We start from the raw sequence: 21,384 nt of genomic DNA on the forward strand, positions 1-21,384 counted from the left end.
AGTAGGTTTGCTCACCCGATCAGCGCGAACCTATCCACATCCACCATGCCCTTGTCGGAAATCTTCAGGTGGGGGATGACCGGCAGCGGCAGGAAGGCGACCTGGAGGAAGGGTTCCTGGAGCGTCGTGCCGAGCGCGTAGGCGGCCTGGCGCAGGTGGTGGAGGGTGTCGCGAACCGTTTCATACGGTTCGAGGCTCATCAGGCCGGCGACGGGCAGGGCGATTTCGCCGGTGACTTTTCCATCTTCCACGACGACGAAGCCGCCGTGGATTTCGCCGAGCCGGTTGGCGGCGAGCGCCATGTCGTCCTCGCTGACGCCGACGACGCAGATATTGTGGCTGTCATGGCCGACGGTCGAGGCGATGGCGCCCTTCTTCAAACCGAAACCCTGGACGAAACCATTGGCATGGTTGCCGTTCTTGCCATGCCGCTCGATGACCGCGACCTTGATGATGTCGCGGTCGAGATCGACGCCGGTCTGGTTGCCGTTTGCGGGCAGGCGGTAGCGGCGGTGTTCGGTGATGATCTTTCCCGGCATCACGCCGATAACGGGCGTTTCGCCCTCGCTCACCGGCACGCCAAAATGCATCGCCTGCACCGGGTGCGCCTTGACGCTGTCGAGGCCGACCGGGGCGACCGGTTTGCGGGTGGCGAACAGTTCGTCCGTGACCTTGCGGCCGGCCGAGAACACCATCTCGGCCTTGCAGTTTTCGAGGCTGTCGACGACGACGAGATCGGCCCGCCAGCCGGGGGCGACAAGGCCGCGGTCGCGCAGGCCGAAGGCGCGGGCGGCGGAAATCGAGGCGGCACGGTAGACGGCGAGCGGTTGGACGCCATGGGCGATCGCAGTGCGGATCATGTAGTCGAGATGGCCCTGTTCGGCGATGTCGAGCGGGTTGCGGTCGTCGGTGCAAAGGGCGAGATAGGGCGACAGCCGCTCGGTGAGCAGCGGCATCAGCGCGTGGAGATCCTTCGAGACAGAGCCTTCGCGCACCAGGATATGCATGCCCTTGCGGATCTTCTCGAGCGCCTCCTCGGCGGTGGTGCATTCGTGCTCGGTGCGGATGCCGGCCGACAGATAGCCGTTCAGATCATTGCCGCGCAGCAGCGGCGCGTGGCCGTCGATATGGTCGCCGTCGAAGGCGTCGAGCTTGGCGAGGCAGATCGGGTCCTTGTAGATGACGCCCGGGAAATTCATGAACTCGGCAAGGCCGATGACCTTCGGATGGTCGCGGAAGGGCAGCAGCTTTTCGATCGGCAAATCGGCACCGGACGTCTCCAGGTGGGTGGCGGGCACGCAGGAGGAGAGTTGGACGCGGATGTCCATGATCGTTTCCAGCGAGGAATCCAGGAAAAATTGTATGCCTTCGGTCCCAAGCACGTTGGCGATCTCGTGCGGGTCGCAGATCGCGGTCGTTACGCCGTAGGGCAGGACGCAGCGGTCGAACTCGTGCGGGGTGACCAGCGAGCTCTCGATGTGGAGATGTGTGTCGATGAAGCCGGGGACGACGATCCTGCCGGAGATGTCGATCTCGGTCTTGCCGGCGTAGGCCCCGCAGGTGCCGACGATGCGGTCGCCGCAGATGGCGATGTCGGAGGCGACGAGCTCGCCGGTCACCAGATCGAAGAACTTTCCGCCCTTCAGCACGATATCGGCAGGCTCGCGGCCGGTGCCCTGGTCGATGAGGGTTTCGAGGCGGGTGGTCATGGCGGCTCCTCGCGCTGAATCGGTCGCCTAACCTAACCGTTCCATGAGGAAACGGGGAGAGGCGATCAATGCAGGAGGGAGATCATGCGATATCCGCGCGGACATTGCCGCCGCAGAGGATGGTGGCGACGGTTCGGCCCTTGAGGCTTGCGCTGTTTTCCAGGAGACCCGCAATGCCGGCGGCCCCGGCTTCCTCGACGACGAGACCGTAATGGATGCGGCAGAAATCCCGCGCCTGGCGGATTGCCGCCTCGCTGGCTTCCCAGATGTCGTCAACGGTCGCCCTCATGCAGTCCAGTGCGTAAGGAACGCACTCCCGAACCGCGATGCCATCCGCTGCGGTCGCCGCGGTTTGTGTGGTGACAAGCCGGCCGGTTTCCCAGGATTGCTTCATGGCGGGCGCGTTGGCGGCGACCACGCCGATGACCGTGCAGTTCGGTGCCCTGGCGCGGATCCAGGCGCCGATCCCGGTCAGAAGCGCGCCATTGCCGAGCGGCACGAGGATGGCGTCGAGTTCGACGGCCTGGCGGGAGAGGCGCTCGGTGATTTCCAGCGCGATCGTGCCTGCACCTTCGGCGATGGTCCGCAAAGCGCCGTCCTCAACGAAGGGGCAGCCATGCGCTTGCGCATAGGCACGCGCGGCCGCCTTGGCGGCGTCGAAATCACTGCCTTCCAGCCGCACCTCGGCGCCGAGCCGGCGCATGGCTTCGATCTTGCCGGGATTGGCCGTGGTGGCGGAAAAGATCACCACCCTGCGGCCGCGCGCCCGGCCGGCATAGGCGAGCCCCTGGCCGAAATTGCCGGCGGAGGCGGAGACGACGGGATGGTCGCCTGTCGGTTCGTTCTGCATCCACCAGTCGGTGCCGCGTCCCTTGAAGGATCGGATCGGATTGAGCGTCTCCACTTTCGAAAGGAGGCGAATGCCGAGCGCCGTATTGGCCGTCTGTTGCTCGATCAGCGGGCTGTTGGTGAAGACGGGATCGATGCTCTTCGAAGCAGCGAGAATACCGTCGGCGGAAGGGTGTGGCTGGTTCTGTGTCATGGCGTTAAGATGCCAACGAAAAGCCGGCAGGATTCCTGAACTTATGCTCATGATCAGGAATATTTCCCGGAATCTGTTTGAACGCCGGGAAATCCTCTCAATGGCATTGACGAAAGCCGATCGTGAAATCCTCAAGCTCATGCAGCAGGATGCGACCATCACCCTGAACGAGCTTGCCGAGCGTGTGGGTCTATCGCCGTCCTCGGCGCAGCGGCGGCTGCAGAAGCTTCGCGAGGACAAGGTGATCCTGCGGGACGTTTCGATCGTCGATCCGAAAAAGGTCGGCACGGCCGTTTCCATGCTGGTCGAGGTGGAGCTGGAGCGCGACCGTCCGGAGCTCATGCCGCCTTTCCTGCGCTGGCTGGCGGATACGCCGGAGGTGCAGGAGGCCTGGGGCACGTCCGGCCGGGGCGATTTCACGCTGGTCATCCTCGTCCAGTCCGTCGAGCATTTCGACGTGCTGGCGGACCGGATGATGGAGATGAACCCGAATATCCGCAAATTCACGACGAGCGTCGTGCTGAAGACGTTGAAGCGGACGCTGGCGGTGCATATCGAATGAGGCAGCTTGCGTCTGCGGATGTTGGCTCAAAACAAGCGGGCGCCCGTAGGCGCCCGCGGATCATGCGATTTGAAGGATGTCACTCGGCGGAGACGATCTTGCCGTCTTCCCATTTGAACAGGGAAAAACTCTGCGAGGTGAGATCGCCGGTCTTGCCATAGGTGAGCTTGCCGATGGCCGTGGCTATCGGTTCGCCGGACTTCAGCGCCGCGGCGACCGCTTCCGTATCCTCGGCGCTCTTTGCCTTTTCGATGCCGGCCTTGATGACTTCGACGGCGGCATAGGCATTCAGCGTGAAGGCTTCGGCGGGGATCTTGCGGGCGGCGAGCGCTTCGGCGGCAGCCTTGGAGTCGGGGTTCTTGGTCGCGTCCGACGCGTTGGTGAAGACCGTGCCAGCCGCGGCCTTGGTGCCGATGTTCCAGAACTCGCTGTTCGACAGGCCGTCGCCGCCGATGATCGTCGCCTTGACGCCGAGATCGGCGAGCTGGCGGGCGAGCAGGCCGCCTTCCGGGTGGTAACCGCCGAAATAGATCACATCCACATTCTGCGACTTCAGGCGGGTCGTCAGCGCGCTGAAATCCTTGTCGCCGGGCGTGACTGCGTCGTCGAGAACTTCCTTGACGCCGCCGGCGTTCAGCGCAGCCTTGAAGGCGTCGGCGAGGCCTTTGCCATAGGCGCCCTTGTCGTTGATGATCGCGACTTTCTTGTCCTTGAACTTTTTCAGGACGTAGTCGGCGGCGACCACGGCCTGCTGGTCGTCGCGGCCGCAGGTGCGGAACACGTTGGTGAGGCCGCGGGTGGTGAGGGCCGGCGTGGTGGCGGTCGGGGTGACCATCAGCACGCCGTTTTCGGCAAGCGCATCGGAAGCCGGCATGGCGACGCCTGACGTCACCGGGCCGACTACGAAGCGGATGCCTTCGCCGACCAGCTGGTTGGCGGCGGAAACGCCCTGCTTGGGTTCGGCGGCATCGTCGGCGGTCTTGAGCACGACCTTTTCACCGAGAATGCCGCCCTTCTTGTTGATTTCGGCGATGGCGGTCTCGGCACCGTTCTTGACCTGGTCGCCATAGGCCGCGACAGGGCCGGTAAGCGGGGCGATCAGGCCGATGGCGATCTCGGCATGGGCGAGCGGCGCGAAAACGAGCGAGGCGAGGGCGGTTGCCCCCAAAAGCGTCTTGAGATTCATTTTGCTCTCCTTGGGTGGGGGCTTTCGGCCCCGCGGTGAACGCCGCATCCCCTGCCTTTCCGTCTTCGATGCCGCGCCGGGCGCGGTCGTGCCAAGGACGGGAAGGTGGTGCGGTCGATACCGTGCCGAGCCATTTTTGGCTTTCGGCGATCGGCAACCAATTCTGTAGGAATTCCACCGGGTTTCCGCAAGAAGATAACAAAACGGCTGTGGATTTTGTGATTTTCGCCAAGACTTGCGCGAGAAATGCCGGAAGTCGCCCAGATTTCGCGATCCTGACGAAACTAGGCCTTGCGCTCCAAGTCGCCGACAAAGGCGCGGATCTGGCGGTTGAAGGCCTGGAATTCCTTGGGCGTCATGCCAGATCGTTCGATCAGCGTGTCGCCGAGGCATTTGCTCTTCGCGATCAGGGCGCGGCCGGCATCGGTCAGCCAGACATGCACCTGGCGCTCGTCGGTCTTGCTGCGGCGGCGCTCCAGAAGGCCTGCCTGCTCGAGCCGCTTCACGGGCGGGGTGATGGTGCTCGATTCCAGGCCCAGCCTGTCGGCGATCATGCCGATCGTCGAGCCGTCCTGTTCGCCGAGCACGCTTAGCACGAGGTATTGCGGATAAGTGATGCCCATGTCGTCGAGCATCGGCTTATAGGCGCGATTGATGGCGATACTGGCCGTATAGAGCGAAAAACAGAGCTGCTCGTCGAGCGGCGGCAGGGGGGAGGCGGGCATGGTTGCTCCGGTGCTGTTCCAGGTTCGTAGGCATGTATAGCATGATTTTGTTATCGCGATAAATATTTTTGTAGACAAGAGCGGAGGACGTCGTTATCATGATGTTTATCGCGATAACAAATATCGAGATATGGAGATCGCGATAATCCGAAGGGTGTGGTTCAAAGGAACGACACGCAACGGTACTATGAATGTCTGGCCGGCCCATTTTGCTGCCGCGCCCGCCATTCATGTCGCAGTCATTGAAAAATCAGTTTCGAAAGGACACGAGAACCATGGCCAGCAATTTCATCACCACCAAGGACGGTACGCAGATATTTTACAAGGACTGGGGATCGAAGGATGCCCAGCCGGTCGTCTTCCATCACGGTTGGCCGCTCTCGGCCGACGACTGGGACGCCCAGATGCTGTTTTTCCTGCACCAGGGTTTTCGCGTCATCGCCCATGACCGCCGCGGCCACGGCCGTTCGAGCCAGACCGAAACCGGCAACGAAATGGATACGTATGCCGCCGACGTTGCCGAACTCGCGGCCCATCTCGATCTGAAAAACGCCATCCATGTCGGCCATTCGACCGGCGGCGGCGAAGTGGCCCGCTACGTTGCCCAGTATGGCGGCGGCGGCCGGGTGGCCAAGGCCGTGCTGATGGGCGCCGTGCCGCCGATCATGCTGAAGACGGAAAACAATCCGGGCGGCCTGCCGATCGAGGTCTTCGACGGTTTTCGCGCAGCGCTCGCGGCCAACCGCGCCCAGTTCTTCCGCGACGTGCCGGCCGGCCCGTTCTACGGCTTCAACCGGGAAGGCGCGACCGTCTCCGAAGGCGTCATCGCCAATTGGTGGCGGCAGGGCATGATGGGCGGCACCAAGGCCCACTACGATTGCATCAAGGCGTTTTCGGAAACCGACTTCACCGAAGACCTGAAGGCGATCGACGTGCCGGTTCTGGTCATGCATGGCGACGACGACCAGATCGTCCCGATCGCCGACTCGGCCCTGCTTGCGGTCAAGCTGCTCAAGAAGGGCACGCTGAAGGTCTATGAAGGTTTTCCGCACGGCATGGCGACCACAAATGCGGACGTGATCAACGCGGATCTGCTGGCCTTCTTTAAGGGCTGAGATTTAGGCTTTATTGGATGGCTGTCCGTCGGGCTTCCGGCGGGCGGCCTATTCTCTTCCCTCATCCCTGTGACAAGCACAGGGATGAGGGTGCGGTGGGCTTGGCAACGGCCCGAGAGCCGCCTTTTCCGTCATTCCGTATGCGATAGCCTGCCTCAGATATTGCTCGTCAGGATCTCGCGCAGTTTCCCAAAAATCTCGTCGATATGGTGCTTTTCGACGATCAACGGCGGGGACATGGCGATCGTGTCGCCGGTGGTGCGGATCAGCAGGCCGTCCTCGTAGGCCTTCAGGAACGCCGTGAAGGCGCGTTTGGTGGGTTCGCCGGCGATCGGGTCGAGTTCGATCGCGCCGATCAGGCCGAGGTTTCTGATGTCGATGACATTAGGCAGGTCCTTGAGCGAATGCAGGCCCGCTTCCCAATAGGGGGCGATGTCGCGGGCGCGGTCGAACAGGCCTTCTTCCTTGTAGGTTTCAAGCGTCGCAAGGCCGGCAGCCGAGGCGATCGGGTTGCCGGAATAGGTGTAGCCGTGCATGAACTCGATCATGTGTTCCGGGCCGGTCATGAAGGCGTCGTGGATCTCGGAGGTGACGAACACCGCGCCCATCGGGATCACGCCGTTGGTGAGGCCCTTGGCTGTGGTGATGATGTCCGGCTTGACGTCGAAATACTGGGCCGCGAACGGGGCGCCGAGGCGGCCGAAACCGGTGATGACTTCGTCGAAGATCAGAAGGATGCCGTGCTTGGTGCAGATCTCGCGCAGTTTCTGCAGGTAGCCCTTCGGCGGGATGAGCACGCCGGTGGAGCCGGCGACCGGCTCGACGATGACGGCGGCGACGGTCGAGGCGTCATGCAGGGTGACGATGCGCTCAAGTTCGGTCGCAAGGTCGCCGCCGTGCTCCGGCTCGCCCTTGGTGAAGGCGTTCTTGGCCGGCAGGTGGGTGTGGGGCAGGTGGTCGACGCCGGTCAAAAGCGTGCCGAACATCTTTCGGTTGGAGACGATGCCGCCGACCGAGATGCCGCCGAAATTGACGCCATGATAGCCGCGCTCGCGGCCGATCAGGCGGAAGCGCGAGCCGTTGCCCTTCACGCGGTGATAGGCAAGCGCCACCTTCAGCGCCGTCTCGACCGATTCCGAGCCGGAATTGGTGTAGAGGACGTGGTTCATGCCCTCAGGCGCGATATCGACCAGGCGGTTGGCGAGTTCGAACGCCTTGGGGTGGCCGAGCTGGAAGGCAGGCGCATAATCCAGCTCGCCGGCCTGTTCGCGGATCGCCTCGGTGATCTTCGGACGGCAGTGGCCGGCATTGACGCACCAGAGGCCGGCGGTGGCATCGAGCACCTGTCGGCCGTCATGGGTCGTGTAATGCATATCCTTGGCGGCAACGAAAAGGCGGGGTTCCTGCTTGAACTGGCGGTTTGCGGTAAACGGCATCCAGAACGCCCGCAGGTCGTTGGGCGTGGTATTCAGGCGGTTGGACATGACATTCTCCATGGCCATTCGGTTTCTTCGGGTGGCCATTTCCCGGTCGGCGTCATTGCACCAAGTTTTGACTGCATGGTCAAATTATCAGCGGGATCAGGGGCGTCAACCGCCTTCGGAGCGAAGGCGGCCTCGAATCTCGCGTCCTGGCGAAAACGGTCCGGGGCGGCCTTGCCGGTTGACGCGATTGCGTCTGGACGGGCGGTCCGGTCGTACGGGTTTCCAACAAAGACTCAGGATTTCAACGCGGTTTCCGCCGGTTGTGAAATTTGATTGCGTCTCTCTGGTCTTTTGGAGAAAGCTGCCAATATCGCGTTAAACTTCAATTTCGAGACCCTCATTGGCCGATCCCGATCTCAGCGAAGACATGCATATCGAGCGACTGGAAGCGCTCGATGCCTACAACATCATGGACACCGAGCCGGAGCCGGAGTTCGACGATATCGTGCTTGTCGCTTCCACGCTCTGCGGCACGCCGGTGGCGCTCGTCAGCCTGGTCGAGAGGGACCGGCAGTGGTTCAAGGCGCGCGTCGGTTTCGAGGCATGCGAAACGCCGATCGAACAGTCGGTTTGCGCCCATGCGCTCGGCAATTCCGACGTGCTTGTCATCCCCGACCTGCAGTTCGACCCGCGCACCCGGGCCAATACGCTCGTCACCGGCGAACCGCATATCCGCTTCTACGCCGGCGCGCCGCTGATCACGCCCGACGAGGTGGTCATCGGCACGCTCTGCGTCATCGATGTCGAACCGCGGCCGCAGGGTCTGGAGGAGGGGCAGAAGGCCGCGCTTCAGGCGCTTGCCCGGCAGGTCATCGCGCTTCTCGAAATGCGGCGGATCCTGCAGCGCAAGGACGACCTCTTCCGGCGCCAGAAGTCGATCAGCGCCAATATCCGGTCCAGCGTCAATGCGAGCCTGGCGGCCCAAGAGGCAGGCAGGATAGGCACGTTCGAAATCGACATCGCCTCCTCGACGATGCGGGTCTCGCGGGAATTCTGCCGCATCTTCCACTTGCCCATCGCCGAGACCTATCCCACTCGAGTGGTCGAAGACATGGTGCTGCCGCAGGACCAGGGCCTGCAGTCCAGCGATGCCACCAGACGGGAGGGGAGTGCGCCGCTCGACGTCGAATATCGCATTCGCGTGCCGGGATACGGGCTGCGCTGGATCGCCCGCAATGCCAGCTTCCGCCATGACGAGGCGGGTCGGCCGGTCAAGATGATCGGCACCGTCAGGGACGTGACTGCTGCCAAGCGGGAAGCCGCCCGGGTGCAGGCCCTGCTCGATGTCGGCGACCGGCTGCGCGACCTCAGCGACATGGAATCGATGGCGATCGCGGCCGGCGACCTGATGGCCAAGGCACTCGATGCGACACGCGCCGGTTTCGGCATCGTCAACGCGGCCGACGAGACGGTGATGGTGCCACCCGAATGGTGCGCGCCCGGCGTCAGGAGCCTTGCCGGACTGCACCATTTCCGGGACTACGGCTCGTTCATCGACGACCTGAAGCGCGGCGAAGCCGTTGTTGTCGCCGACGTCGCCACCGATCCGCGCACCCGCGACCACGCGCCGGCGCTTCTGGCGCTTGGCATCCGCGTGCTCGTCAACGTGCCTATCTTCGAGCTCGGGCGTTTCGGGCTCGTCGCTTTCATTCACCACGACCAGCCTTACCCCTGGCTCGAGGAGGAAATTTCCTTCGTCCGCAGTTTCGGCAACCGCATCCAGATCGCGATGTCGCGGGTTCAGGCCGAGCTGGAGCAGCAGATGCTCAACAGGGAGATGAGCCATCGTCTCAAGAACACGCTGTCGATGGTGCAGGCGATCGCGACCCAGACGCTCCGGCCGGTTGCGGAGCGGGGCCTTGTGGAGGCGTTCGAAAAGCGCCTGCATGCGCTGAGTACCGCCCACGATATCCTGTTCGAGCAGAACTGGACGAGCGCCTCGGTCTATGCGGTCGTGGACCGGACGATGAATGGGATCGGCGTTCGCGACCGGATCGATGCACAAGGCCCAGATGTGCGGTTCGGGCCGAAAGGCTCGCTTTCGCTCTCCCTGCTCCTGCACGAGTTGACGACGAATGCGGTGAAATATGGGGCGCTCTCCAACGATACGGGGCGGGTGGCGATCGATTGGCGCATCGATGGCACGGGAGACGGCGCGATCTTCCATCTCTCCTGGCGGGAAACCGGCGGGCCGCCTCCGTGTGAGCCGGAGCGCAAGGGTTTCGGCTCCAAGCTTATTCGCATGGGATTGGTCGGAACCGGCGGTGTTCTCGTTAGTTATGATCATCCGGGGTTCAGCGCTGAGATGACAGCCGTGCTCCTTCAGCTAGCACAGGCAGACTGACCGGATGGAACAATCCGCATCGCTAAAAAAACAGGCAGTCCTCGTCGTCGAGGACGAGCCGCTCCTGCGCCTGATGGCAATGGATCTCGTGGAGGACGCAGGCTTCGAGGCGATCGAGGCGGCCGATGCCGATGAGGCGGTGAGGATCCTTGAAGGGCGGACCGATATCCGGATCGTGTTTACCGATATCGACATGCCCGGCAGCATGAACGGGATGAAGCTGGCAGCTGCGGTGCGCGACCGCTGGCCGCCGATCGACATCATCATCGTTTCGGGACACGTCCGCCTCAGCGATGTCGATCTGCCCGACCGCAGCGTGTTCTTTTCAAAACCATACGACTGGCGGAAAGTGACCGCCACACTGCATCGTATGGCGATGCACTGAACGTATCCAGCGCCTGCAGGCTCAATATCCGGTCGGCCGGTTCCGCATGGAAATGCCCCAGCTCCCGACCATCATGGCGGGGGCTGGGGCAGGGCAGCGTGACGTCATGTCAGCGCTGTCATTCTCACGCGGCTGCTGATTTCTTCTGCGCCGGAGTGCAGTAGATCTCTTCCAAGGTATCGAGGACCTTGATGACCGATTCCGACGAGCTGGAGTAATAGATGGTCTGCGCGTCGCGGCGGGTCTTTACCAGCTTCTGGGCCCGCAGCTTGGAAAGGTGCTGGGACAGTGCTGATTGGCTGAGGCCCACTTGCGACGCAAGCGCACCCACGGCCACTTCGCCTTTCACCAGGCAGCACAGGATCATCAACCGTTTCGGGTTGGCCATAGCAGACAGCAGGCCTGCAGCTGCGTTGGAGTGCTCAGAGAGTGCCATCGTATCCATACGTTTTAAATTCCCCTCGTATTCCAAAGCGGTCCCCCCGCTCCAAAATTCGGCCCATCGTCCTATGGGTGAAAATTAGCAAGGAGCAAAAGGGATTGTATATCCCTAAATTTCAGGTAACCCCGTTATCGTATTTTAGTGATCTCAAAAACATAATCAAGAACGGCTTGAGGAGACGCCGCAAGTACCTCGAATTCGTGCCTGAGTTGAAAATCTCCCGCGATAAGGTCGATTCCGGCCCGGTCCACACCTCCAAAGCGCCAGTTTTTCCCGTTTTCCGTGCCGAGACGAGCGGCAATTTTTTGAGCCTGCTCCGACATATTTTTTAATTTTTCTTGCAGGTCCAGCCATTCCGCTGTCATCCCCGGCTCCGGAATCACCAAGTCCGATCCGGTCAGCATGTATGCACGGCCGAATCCTCCGTTCAAGGAGGCTGTCTGCGGAGTGATTCGGAAAAAGCGGAAATCACCAAAATCTGCATACAATTCGGCTTTGGGATGGCGATCCAGAAAACGCTGGCGTATGCGCGCATGTTCGGGCGTATCGCGGGCGACGCCCTCGGCAAGGCACTGGACGGTGATCCGTGGGTGGGCGAGCGGATCGCCCTTGCCGGGCTCGCCGGCCAGAAGCGAGCAGCGCGGATCGGCGACCAGGCCTTTCGTATGGCCGGAGAGGCCCGAGACGAGGATGACCGGTACGCCGTCAACATCGGTGGCGGTGAGCGCGCGGCTGGCGGAGGGGAAACCGGTCTCCGGATCGAGGACCGCCAACGCCATGTAACGCGCGCCGCGCACCAGCGTGCGGGCAAGCCGGCGCGCCTCGTCATCGGTATCGCGCAGCACCTGCGGCTTGTCGGTCTTCTGTTCGTCCACCAACGCGTCCATCTCCCATCCGCCTGCCGGCAAAACGACCGGGCCCGGCCGTCGGCATACCATCCGGCGGCGCTAAACGAAAGGTGATCTGATGCCTCAGCTTATCAGTCGTCGCGCCGCCGATGGCGGGTGAGGCCGGCAATCACGTCATCGGGCGAGATGCTGCCGATGATCGTTCCGTTATCGACCACCCCGATGGCGCCTGGCTGACGCGACAGCGCATCGAGGATATCAACGAGCGGCGTCGTCGGCAGTGCGGTGGCGGAGACGGCCGTGGCGCCTGCCGCAGGGCCTACCCCGATGCGCATCACGTCGCCGGCGGTCAGCATGCTGATCGGGTTGAGGTGCTGCACGAAATCGGCGACATACTGGTCGGCCGGGTCGCGAACGATTTCCTGGGGCGTGCCGCACTGGATGATGTGCCCACCCTCCATGATGGCGATGCGGTTGCCGATCCGGAAGGCTTCGTCGAGATCGTGGCTGACGAAGAGGATGGTCTTCTTCAGCCGCCGCTGGAATTCGAGAAGTTCGTCCTGCAGCCGGGTTCTGATCAACGGATCGAGGGCCGAGAAGGGTTCGTCCATCAAGAGGATCGGCGCGCCGGTCGCAAAGGCGCGGGCGAGGCCGACGCGCTGCTGCATGCCGCCGGACAGTTCGCCGACCTTGCGGCCCGCCCATTTCGTCAGGTTGACCAGTTCGAGCTGCTCGTCGACCCGCTTGGCCCGCTCCGCGTCCGGAACGCCGGCGAGCTCCAGGCCGAAGCCGACATTTTCCGAGACCGTGCGCCAGGGGAGAAGGCCGAACTGCTGGAAGACCATCGAGACGGTGTGCATGCGCAGGTCGCGCAGCACTTTCGGGTTCGACTTGTAGGGATCGACCGGACCTGAGGGGGTTGCGACGCTGACATTGCCGCGCACGACGGGGGCGAGCCCGTTGACGGCGCGCAGCAGCGTCGACTTGCCCGAGCCGGACAGGCCCATCAGCACCAGGATCTCGCCCTCGCGGATGGTGAGCGACGCATTGGCGACGCCCATGACGAGGCCGGTCGCGGCACTGATCTCGTCGCGGGTCTTGCCCTGGTCGACCATGGCCAGAGCCCGTTCCGGCTTGTCGCCGAAGACGATGTCGACATTGTCGAAAACGACGCAATCGGTTGTTTGGGCGGTCATTGGCCGTCTCCCGTCGATGTGCGGAACATGCGGTCGAGGATGATCGCCAGGATGACGATGCACAGGCCCGAATCGAAGCCGCGGGCGACGTTCACGGTATTCAGCGCCCTGAGCACCGGCACGCCGAGGCCGTTGGCACCGACCAGCGCGGCGATGACGACCATGGACAGCGACAGCATGATCGTCTGGGTGAGGCCGGCCATGATCTGCGGCATGGCATAGGGCAGTTCCACCTTGCGCAAGATCTGCGACGGGGTGGCGCCGAAGGCGACGGCCGCTTCCCGAAGCGAGCTCGGTGTCGAGACGATGCCGAGGCGGGTAAGCCGGATCGGTGCCGGGATCGCGAAGATGACGGTGGCGATCAGGCCCGGAACCATGCCGAGGCCGAAGAGGATCAGCGCCGGGATGAGGTAAACGAAGCTCGGCAGCGTCTGCATCAGGTCGAGGACCGGCCGCATGGCTTCGTAGAACCATTGGCGGCGGGCGGCGGCGATGCCGAGCGGCACGCCGACCACCATGCTGACAGCGGTCGATGCCAGCACCAGCGCCAGCGTTTCGGTCGTCTCCTTCCAGTAGCCCTGGTTGAAGATCAGCAGCAGGCCGAGGAAGGTGAAGGCTGCCAGCACCAGGGACCGGCGCAGCCAGAAGGAAAGCCCGGTCATGGCGGCCATGACGACCAGCGGATGCGGCGTCGCAAGACACCACAAAAGGCCGTTGATGACGGCGAGGAGAACGGACGAAAGCCAGTCGAAGAACCAGTCGGCATTCGCCGTCAACCAGTCAACGACCGCCTTCGCCCAGGAACCTATAGGTATTCGATGGTCTGCGATCCAATCCACGAGAAAACTGCCGTCCATAGGGAGAGAAAGGGCGGGCTCCGGGGCAGGTGATCCGCCGCCCCGGAAACATTTTCGGGACTGTTAGAGACCGAGCGCCTTCTTGACGGCGGCAAGGCCGTCCTTGCCGTCATAGGTGGTGACGCCGGCAACCCAGGGCTCGACGACCTTCGGATTGGCCTTAAGCCAGGTCTTGGCCGCCCGGTCGGCATCCTCGCCGTCGTTGAGGATCTTGCCCATGATGGTGTTTTCCATGTCGAGCGAGAACTTCACGTTCTTGAGGAGCTTGCCGAGGTTCGGGCATTGGGCGACAAAACCGCCGCGCGCCACGGTATAGACCGTCGCGCCGCCGTAGTTCGGCCCGAAGATGGTTTCGTCGCCGCCGGCGAGATAGGTAATCTCGTGGGCGACGTTCATCGGATGCGGCGCCCAGGCGAGGAAGACGACCGGCTTGCCGTCCTTGTCGGCGCGGGTGACCTGGGTCAGCATGCCCTGTTCGGAGGATTCGACGACCTGGAAGCCCTTGAGGTTGAAGGCGTTGGCATCGATCAGGGAAACGATCATGCCGTTGCCTTCGTTACCCGGCTCGATGCCGTAGATCTTGCCGTCGAGTTCCTTCTTGTGGGTGGCGATATCCTTGAAGTCCTTGATGCCGAGCTTGGCGCCCGCGGCATTGGTGCCGAGCGTGTACTTGGCGCCTTCGAGGTTGACGGCGATGCTCTCGATCGACTTGTCGTCGAGATAGGGCTGGATCGCTTCTTTCTGTGCCGGCATCCAGTTGCCGAGGAAGAGGTCGATATCCTTGTTCTTCATGGAAGAATAGGTGACCGGGACGCCGAGTGTCTTGACGTCGGCCTTGTAGCCGAGAGCCTCGAGGACGAGGATGAAGGATGCGTTGGTCGAGGCCAGGTCCGTCCAGCCCACGTCCGAAATCCGGACGGTTTTGCAGGCTTCCGGCTCGGCGGCGGCTGCGGTGCCGACGATCGCAAAGATCGATACGGCAGCGACGAGAGTGGTCTTCAGTGAGGTAGTCATGCGCATGGGCTGCTCCCGTTTTTTTGGTTCCCGCCATTATCAATATATGCTGAGATGAGGCAAGCGCGCGCATTCGCGGCGGAGAATGGGGTGCATTTGCGACATTTGCGAATTTCTCGCGCAGCGTTGCCCAGTCTACAGTTTCCTGTGGTTTTCGGCAAAGCCCGCTTTTCTTGGATCCCGATCGGGATCAGAAGGCAGATATGGCCAAGCTCTATTTCCACTACGCCACCATGAACGCCGGCAAGTCGACCATGCTTCTGCAGGCGTCCTATAATTACCGCGAGCGCGGCATGCGCACGGCGATCTTCACCGCCGCCCTCGACGACCGGGCCGGCCAGGGACGCGTTGCCTCGCGCATCGGGCTCTCCTCCGAGGCCATTCCCTTCAACCCGTCGGACGACCTCTATGCGGCGATAGAGGCGATGCATCGGGAAGAGCCGATTACCTGCGTGTTCGTCGATGAAGCGCAGTTTCTGCGCCCCGAACAGGTCTGGCAGCTGGCGCGGATCTCCGACCGGGTCGGCATCCCCGTCATGGCCTATGGGTTGCGGACCGATTTCCAGGGCAAGCTGTTTCCCGGCTCGCTGGAACTGCTGGCGATTGCCGACGAGCTGCGCGAAGTGCGCACCATCTGCCATTGCGGCCGCAAGGCGACCATGGTGGTGAGGCTCGACGACGACGGCAAGCTGGTGCGCGAAGGCGCCCAGGTCGATGTCGGCGGCAACGAGAAATATGTTTCGCTGTGCCGGCGGCACTGGGAAGACCAGATGCGCTGCGAGTGATCCTCGGATTTTAAAGCTCCGTTCACCGTGTGGGATGGAAAGCCACGGCCAGGAGGCGAAAATTGATGCTGGTCAAAGTGTGCGGGCGGGAACATATCTAAGTGTCACATCCGAAACGTCCCGGACCGGCGGGGCGGTGGTTCCCAGCAGGAGCATTCTCGCATGCGCAAGACCACGAAAACCTTTACCCTGGCCACCAGCCTCGCCCTGTTCGCCCTGCCGGCGTTCAGTTCCGAGATCGAGGTGAAGATGCTGAACAAGGGCAGTGACGGCGAGGCCATGGTGTTCGAACCGGCGGCGGTGAAGGCGCAGCCGGGCGATACGATCAGGTTCGTGCCGGTCGACAAGGGGCATGACGTGGTTTCGATGCCCGGCCTGGTGCCTGAAGGGGTTGCCGAAATCAAGGGCAAGATCAGCCAGGAGGTTTCCTTCACGCCCGACAAGCCGGGCGTCTACGTCTTCAAGTGCACGCCGCATTTCGGCATGGGCATGGTGGCGGTGGTCGTCGTCGGCGACGCGCCGGCCAATCTCGCAGCGGTGAAGGGTGCCAAGATGCCGAAAAAGGCGAAGGACCGCCTCGACGCCGAGATCGCCAAGCTCGGGCTCTGACCTTTCCGGTGTTCCGCAATGCCGCCTGCGGCCGAAAGCGCCCCGCGGCGCTGCGGCATGTGTGGAATTATACCACCGACCACCCCGGCCTAAGTATCGGTTTCACCGGCACGAACAGCCCTGGCATCACCGGCGGTCGTGATGCCAGGGCCTGTCTGCGACACATGTATGCGGAACCGCGAATATCCAATTCAGATCAGACACGCACTTCGAAGATCATGTTGAAGGGCGTTTCGCTCGCCCGACGGAAGTGCGAATAGCCAGCGTCGAGCGCCACCTTGCGAAGCTTCATCTCCCCGGCCTGCGCCCCCAGGCCGAGGCCCACCTCCTGAGCCATGGAGGCGGGAGTGCAGATCATGGCCGAGGCGCCGTAGTAAACGCGCCCGACGGGATTGAGATTGTCCTTCAGGCTGTCATGCGCGAAGGGTTCGACGATCATCCAGGTGCCATCCTTTGCCATCGTCTCGCGGATATGGCGGCCGGCGCCGATGGGATCGCCCATATCGTGCAGGCAGTCGAACATCGCGACGAGATCGTATCCGCCGGCGGGGAACTCCTTCGCCGAAGCCTGGCGGAACGTCACCCGGTCGCTGACACCGGCCTCCTGCGCCGCACGCTGTGCACGCTCGATGGAGGGGGCGTGATAGTCGAACCCGTGGAAATGCGATTTCGGAAAGGCCTTGGCCATAAGGATCGTCGAGGCGCCATGCCCGCAGCCGACGTCGGCAACTTCCGCCCCGCGTTCCAGCTTTTCCCGCACGCCCTGGAGGGCGGGAATCCACTCATCGACCAGATGACTGTTGTAGCCGGGCCGGAAGAAGCGCTCCGTGCCGCGGAAGAGGCAGTTGCTGTGTTCATGCCACCCGAGCCCGCGGCCCGTGCGAAAGGCCTCTTCCACCTTCGGCTCATCCATCCACATTGATTGCACGATTTCGAAGGCGCCAGCGAAAAAAGCCGGACTGTCCTCGACGGAAAAAACGAGCGCCTGCTCGGGCGTCATGCCGAACTTGTTCGTCTTTTCATCGAACGTGACATAGTCGGCGGCTGCCATGGCGGCGAGCCATTCGCGTACATTGCGTTCGCTGAGCCCTGTCGTTTCCGCAATCTCCATCGACGATCGGGGTCGTCCGTCCATCATCGCCCGAAACAGACCGAGGTGGTCGCCCAGTACGACGAGAACGCCGGACACCCCGGCCCCGAGATCGCCCACGAGGCGACCGACAAGTGCATCGACTTTCTGCATATCAGCTTCCTGCATAGCATCCTCCCTAGATGCGCCAGCCCGCCCGATAGATCGACCCGCGGTGATTCTACGCTGAGGCGGCAGCCGGTCAATGCTGCATTCGGGCTAGGCGACCGATCAGAAGACTTCAGTTCAGTCGCACCGGAATCCTTTCCAGATTTCGATAACCGCAACCGACATTTCCCGATTTCCGGTTTTTCCTGGCAATAGGGCCGGGACGGCGTGGCATAATTCTGCGACGGCGTTATCTTCTGCCGCGACGGCGGGAGAATGCGCGTGGCGGTACTTAAGAATTTCGACAGCGAGATCGAGCGGATCGGCGGCGTGCTGGCTGCGATGCGCGACGCGCTGGGTCCAGCCTGCATCCTGCTTGCCGAGACGGCGAGAGGTCTCATCCTGCCGGATGAAGAGGACCTGGCCGCAGAGGCCGAACGGCTCGCCGCCGAGATGCCGGAACGGCAGGCGATCGAGGCGGCAATGGCCCGGCTTGTCGCTGACCTGGCCACCGAGATCGACGTTTCTGCTCGGGAGTTCGACAATCGCGACCTGCCGACGCGGCTCGAAACGCTGATCGGCTATATGTCCCGGGCCGCCAAATACCGCCGACAGCAGGCCCGCTGGCGCAGCCCCGCGCCGCTCAACCGGCTGGCGGAACTCCTGCGGCGTGCCGATCGGCTAGCGGGTCTGGTCAAGTCGGAGCGGAACTTCCTGATTGGACAGCGCAGGGACAGCGAGGGCGATCTGGTGACGCTCATCGACCACCGGCCGGAAATCATCGACAAGCTGCGCGGCGATGACGGTACCGCGATGACCGGCCTGGACATAATCGGCCGCACCGAACCCGCGATCAAGGTCTTCCAGGATTTCGTCGCCGGCCTCAACGCCCGGGTGGGAACCTGCAACATCCTTCTGCACAAGCTGATCACCGATACGGAAAACCTTCTTATCCTCTACCGGATGGTTGCGGATGCCAGCCGGCAGGGCGATGCCGGCCTGAAGCCCGAACTTTTTCCGCATCTGGCCCCCGAAATCGAGCGCTTCTCGAACGGCATGCTGACATTGCACGGCCTCGATCGCCGGCGGTATCGCGCCGATCAGGCGTTTGCCGAACGATTTCCCGCGAGGGAGACGGCCGACGCCGGTGGCGGAGCGGGCGGCTTTCGACTGCCGACTATTTTCGGCTTCAAGCTCATCCGGTCCCGATAGGGCGCTGCCGAGGATCGGCTACGCGGCCGTTTTCGGCGGTTGCGGCGAAACGTTGCGCCCCCGTTGTGCTTGTGACGCCGAGCACATATGTGTGAGCCAAGCCAAATCGGGTGCACCCCGCCTCACAAGGAGACAGCGATGCTCGACCGGATTACCGCCTTCTTTCAAGGGATCGGCCAGGCCGTGGGGCGAGGCATAGGGCTGTTGATCGCCTGGTTCGTCTGGCCGTTCATGGCCGCACATGGGTGGTACCGCCAGCGCCACTGGATGGTGAAGGGGCCTATCCTCGCCTTTCTGGTGCTGATGTTCGGGCTCTACGGCTATTTCTTCTGGCAGACGCAGGTCTGGACCAATTTCAATCCGAATTTCGTCGATAGCTACCGCTGGTCGGAGCGCACCGTGCCGGCCGGCCAGGAATTACCTGCAACGGCTCCTGCAAGCGCCAATGCGACAGCTCCGGCGACCGGGGCGAGACAATGCCAGTCGTCGGCGATCGTCGATGCGGCCGCCGATCTCACCGACATGAACGTCAATCAGAATGCCTGGATTTCCTCGATGCTGCTCTACCGGCTGGGGTTCTTCGGCATCGACTGGGATCATACCCCATTCCTCGACAACAAGGCCTCGTTCCAGCGCGGCGTCAATCAGGCAGTGCGGCGCACCTCGACGGAACTCGTCGATTCGCTCGGGCGCGTGCGCGGCACCTCAAGCATCAACAACAATCTCCAGGATGCCCGCGGCAACCTGCAGTTCGACGAATATTCCTGGTATTTCGGGCTCAGCCCCTTCGGACCGAAGACCCCGACCCCAAGCTATTATCGCGCGGCGATCGGCAAGCTGAGGGCCTTCAATACCGATCTGACCGCCTGCAACGCGACCTTCGACAGCCGCGCCGACAACCTGATCCAGTTCATCGACCGGATCGCCAACGATCTAGGCGGCACCTCGGCGATCCTGCGCGAGCGCTCGGAGAACTACAATGCCGGCTGGTTCGATACGCGCGCCGACGACCGCTTCTGGTTCGCATACGGTCAGATCTACGGGTATTACGCCGTGCTGACCGCCGCCGGGGCGGATTTCTCCCAGGTGATCCGCGAGCGCAATATCGGGCCGCTCTGGGCCGATACGCTGTCGCAGTTCAAGTCGGCGCTACGCATCCAGCCGGCGATCATCTCCAACGGCCGCGAGGACGGCTGGATCATGCCGAGCCATCTGGCGGTGATGGGCTTCTATACCCTCCGGGTCCGTTCGAACCTTGTGGAGGTGCGCTCGGTGCTCGACCGGTAAGCCGGCCGGGGCCGGTCAGTCCTTCTGGAGATCCGGTTCGTCGAGGAAATACGTCACGCCGGGACGCTCGGCAAAAAACTCGTAGGTCATGCCGACGACCTCGCCGCTCGTGCCCGGCTTGTCGCGGAATTTGCCGACACTGCGGACGTATTTGTAGTGTTCCGCATCCTCCTTGACCCGGTAGATATTGTGATAGGTCAGGCGTTCGCCGCTGGCGCGTTCGAAGGTTTCCATCAGCTGCGGCATGTCGTCGGGGTGGATCCGCTCGGTGATGGCGACCATGTTCATGGGACCGTCCTTCGGCTCCAGCCCCAGGATGCGACAGACATCCTCCGTCGCGAAGAAATGGCCGGTGTCCAGGTCGATCCGCCAGTAACCGTAGAAACGGAAGGCCGAAGCAAGTTCCACCACCTCGTCGGCCGAGAGCCCCACTTCCTTGTATTGAGTATTGACGCGTTTTTCGGTGTGTTCGACCCAAAACGTCAATCTTTTTCTCCCATAGGCCGGGAGATAACGCCCCAACCTCACACTATGAGTCTCAATCTCAGAGCCTTAGCTACCAACTGGGTGCGGTTGACGCAATCCAGTTTCTTTATGGCGTTGGTCATATATGCGTTAACGGTGTGATCCGAGAGCGAGAGAATCCGTCCGATTTCCGAGGATGTCTTGCCCTGCGCCGTCCAGCGGACGACCTCCAGTTCGCGGGTGGTGAGGGGGCCTGCGGTACCGGTCTTGGCACTGCGGCGGATCTTGTCGAAGACATCGAAGGCATGCAGCGCGATCATGCCGATCTCGTTGAGTTCCACCTGGCTCAGCCGATGCCGGACGCCGTCGAAGCGCAGCATGAAGCGGCCGCCATCGATCGAATGCACCGCCATCGCGACGCTCGTGATGATGTCGTAGCGGCGCTGCAATTCGTCCATCTCGACCGGAATCGGGAAACCGCGCACGCTTTCCGGATCGTCGATCGACCAACAGTAGGGAAGAGCCGATTTCGAGATGATCGACGCAACCGGACAAAGCTTCAAAAGGCGGCGGCGGTCAAATTCCTGGATATAGCTTACGGGCAGCGTCGTCTCGACGATCATCCTCGACAAAAGCGTCTCATCCGCTCTGGTCGCTGCGAAAAGCGTGATGTGGCGAAACCCGAACTCATGGGCAACGCGCTTCAGAGCAGCAAATATTTCCAGCCGCGAATCCGCGGCGGAAATCTCGCTGTTCAGAATCGATTGCCGTTCCAAAGTGATCATGCGGGCGAGCTGACGGATGGTTTATGTGATCGTTAAGAAATATACAAATCGATTTGAATAGCCAGCGAAATTTCGTGCGCTGCAGCAGAAATCGG

21 protein-coding genes are annotated in these 21,384 nt (G+C 62.4%); 8 read left to right on the forward strand and 13 right to left on the reverse strand.

Going from position 1 to position 21,384, the window contains the following annotated elements:
* Positions 1-11: 11 nt before the first annotated feature.
* A complete protein-coding gene (ade, locus tag ABCW43_RS12810; RefSeq protein WP_345924834.1) occupies positions 12-1,709 on the reverse strand; it encodes an adenine deaminase in 1,698 nt (565 codons plus the stop codon).
* Between the two features lie 82 nt (positions 1,710-1,791).
* Positions 1,792-2,751: a threonine ammonia-lyase gene (locus tag ABCW43_RS12815; protein ID WP_345924836.1), complete on the reverse strand. Its 960-nt coding sequence runs from the start codon at positions 2,749-2,751 to the stop codon at positions 1,792-1,794.
* 100 nt (positions 2,752-2,851) lie between these two features.
* Here ABCW43_RS12815 and ABCW43_RS12820 point away from each other — a divergent pair, with 100 nt between their 5' ends.
* Positions 2,852-3,313, forward strand: coding sequence for an Lrp/AsnC family transcriptional regulator (locus tag ABCW43_RS12820; protein WP_037076470.1), 462 nt, complete (start codon positions 2,852-2,854; stop codon positions 3,311-3,313).
* Between the two features lie 79 nt (positions 3,314-3,392).
* Here the strand turns inward: ABCW43_RS12820 and ABCW43_RS12825 are convergent, their stop codons facing one another.
* Complete coding sequence (locus ABCW43_RS12825) at positions 3,393-4,499, reverse strand: branched-chain amino acid ABC transporter substrate-binding protein (RefSeq protein WP_345924838.1); 1,107 nt, start codon at positions 4,497-4,499, stop codon at positions 3,393-3,395.
* Between the two features lie 284 nt (positions 4,500-4,783).
* Positions 4,784-5,224: a MarR family winged helix-turn-helix transcriptional regulator gene (locus ABCW43_RS12830; protein ID WP_345924840.1), complete on the reverse strand. Its 441-nt coding sequence runs from the start codon at positions 5,222-5,224 to the stop codon at positions 4,784-4,786.
* A gap of 275 nt (positions 5,225-5,499) precedes the next feature.
* Here ABCW43_RS12830 and ABCW43_RS12835 point away from each other — a divergent pair, with 275 nt between their 5' ends.
* Complete coding sequence (locus tag ABCW43_RS12835; protein WP_345924842.1) at positions 5,500-6,339, forward strand: alpha/beta fold hydrolase; 840 nt, start codon at positions 5,500-5,502, stop codon at positions 6,337-6,339.
* Between the two features lie 155 nt (positions 6,340-6,494).
* Here the strand turns inward: ABCW43_RS12835 and aptA are convergent, their stop codons facing one another.
* Positions 6,495-7,823, reverse strand: a complete 1,329-nt coding sequence (gene aptA / locus ABCW43_RS12840; RefSeq protein WP_345924844.1) for an omega-aminotransferase AptA — start codon at positions 7,821-7,823, stop codon at positions 6,495-6,497.
* 340 nt (positions 7,824-8,163) lie between these two features.
* Here aptA and ABCW43_RS12845 point away from each other — a divergent pair, with 340 nt between their 5' ends.
* Both ABCW43_RS12845 and ABCW43_RS12850 read left to right on the forward strand, forming a co-directional pair.
* The gene (locus ABCW43_RS12845) at positions 8,164-10,167 is read left to right on the forward strand and encodes a GAF domain-containing protein (RefSeq protein ID WP_345924846.1); all 2,004 of its coding nucleotides are present in this window, start codon (positions 8,164-8,166) and stop codon (positions 10,165-10,167) included.
* A 4-nt stretch (positions 10,168-10,171) separates the two neighbouring features.
* The gene (locus ABCW43_RS12850; RefSeq protein ID WP_345924848.1) at positions 10,172-10,552 is read left to right on the forward strand and encodes a response regulator; all 381 of its coding nucleotides are present in this window, start codon (positions 10,172-10,174) and stop codon (positions 10,550-10,552) included.
* A 124-nt stretch (positions 10,553-10,676) separates the two neighbouring features.
* Here the strand turns inward: ABCW43_RS12850 and ABCW43_RS12855 are convergent, their stop codons facing one another.
* From ABCW43_RS12855 to choX, 5 genes are all read right to left on the reverse strand, one after another.
* A complete protein-coding gene (locus ABCW43_RS12855; protein ID WP_345924850.1) occupies positions 10,677-10,997 on the reverse strand; it encodes an ArsR/SmtB family transcription factor in 321 nt (106 codons plus the stop codon).
* Between the two features lie 125 nt (positions 10,998-11,122).
* Entirely contained in the window at positions 11,123-11,881 is a 759-nt protein-coding gene (locus ABCW43_RS12860; RefSeq protein WP_345924852.1) for a HugZ family pyridoxamine 5'-phosphate oxidase, read from the reverse strand.
* A gap of 92 nt (positions 11,882-11,973) precedes the next feature.
* The gene (gene choV, locus ABCW43_RS12865) at positions 11,974-13,038 is read right to left on the reverse strand and encodes a choline ABC transporter ATP-binding protein (RefSeq protein ID WP_345924854.1); all 1,065 of its coding nucleotides are present in this window, start codon (positions 13,036-13,038) and stop codon (positions 11,974-11,976) included.
* Complete coding sequence (choW, locus tag ABCW43_RS12870) at positions 13,035-13,877, reverse strand: choline ABC transporter permease subunit (RefSeq protein WP_345924856.1); 843 nt, start codon at positions 13,875-13,877, stop codon at positions 13,035-13,037. Before choW ends, choV begins: the two co-directional genes overlap by 4 nt.
* Positions 13,878-13,958: 81 nt before the next feature.
* Entirely contained in the window at positions 13,959-14,915 is a 957-nt protein-coding gene (gene choX / locus ABCW43_RS12875; RefSeq protein WP_345924858.1) for a choline ABC transporter substrate-binding protein, read from the reverse strand.
* A 197-nt stretch (positions 14,916-15,112) separates the two neighbouring features.
* Here choX and ABCW43_RS12880 point away from each other — a divergent pair, with 197 nt between their 5' ends.
* The gene (locus ABCW43_RS12880) at positions 15,113-15,694 is read left to right on the forward strand and encodes a thymidine kinase (protein WP_345924860.1); all 582 of its coding nucleotides are present in this window, start codon (positions 15,113-15,115) and stop codon (positions 15,692-15,694) included.
* A 162-nt stretch (positions 15,695-15,856) separates the two neighbouring features.
* The gene (locus ABCW43_RS12885; protein WP_345924863.1) at positions 15,857-16,303 is read left to right on the forward strand and encodes a pseudoazurin; all 447 of its coding nucleotides are present in this window, start codon (positions 15,857-15,859) and stop codon (positions 16,301-16,303) included.
* Between the two features lie 196 nt (positions 16,304-16,499).
* Here ABCW43_RS12885 and ABCW43_RS12890 read toward each other — a convergent pair whose 3' ends face one another.
* Complete coding sequence (locus ABCW43_RS12890; RefSeq protein ID WP_345924865.1) at positions 16,500-17,561, reverse strand: methyltransferase domain-containing protein; 1,062 nt, start codon at positions 17,559-17,561, stop codon at positions 16,500-16,502.
* A gap of 261 nt (positions 17,562-17,822) precedes the next feature.
* Here ABCW43_RS12890 and ABCW43_RS12895 point away from each other — a divergent pair, with 261 nt between their 5' ends.
* Complete coding sequence (locus tag ABCW43_RS12895) at positions 17,823-18,752, forward strand: hypothetical protein (RefSeq protein ID WP_345924867.1); 930 nt, start codon at positions 17,823-17,825, stop codon at positions 18,750-18,752.
* A 138-nt stretch (positions 18,753-18,890) separates the two neighbouring features.
* Entirely contained in the window at positions 18,891-20,039 is a 1,149-nt protein-coding gene (locus ABCW43_RS12900) for a DUF2333 family protein (RefSeq protein WP_345924868.1), read from the forward strand.
* 15 nt (positions 20,040-20,054) lie between these two features.
* On the opposite strand, the gene ABCW43_RS12905 is transcribed toward ABCW43_RS12900, so the two are convergent.
* Together ABCW43_RS12905 and ABCW43_RS12910 are read right to left on the reverse strand one after the other, a co-directional pair.
* Positions 20,055-20,525 (reverse strand): PAS domain-containing protein, encoded by a 471-nt coding sequence (locus ABCW43_RS12905; RefSeq protein WP_345924869.1) that lies wholly within the window; start codon positions 20,523-20,525, stop codon positions 20,055-20,057.
* A gap of 38 nt (positions 20,526-20,563) precedes the next feature.
* Positions 20,564-21,289 carry a helix-turn-helix transcriptional regulator gene (locus ABCW43_RS12910; protein ID WP_345924871.1) on the reverse strand — a complete coding sequence of 242 codons (726 nt, stop codon included), beginning with the start codon at positions 21,287-21,289 and terminating at the stop codon, positions 20,564-20,566.
* Positions 21,290-21,384 lie beyond the last annotated feature (95 nt).

Origin of the sequence: Neorhizobium tunisiense (assembly GCF_039631515.1) — a bacterium.
Classification (GTDB): domain Bacteria; phylum Pseudomonadota; class Alphaproteobacteria; order Rhizobiales; family Rhizobiaceae; genus Neorhizobium.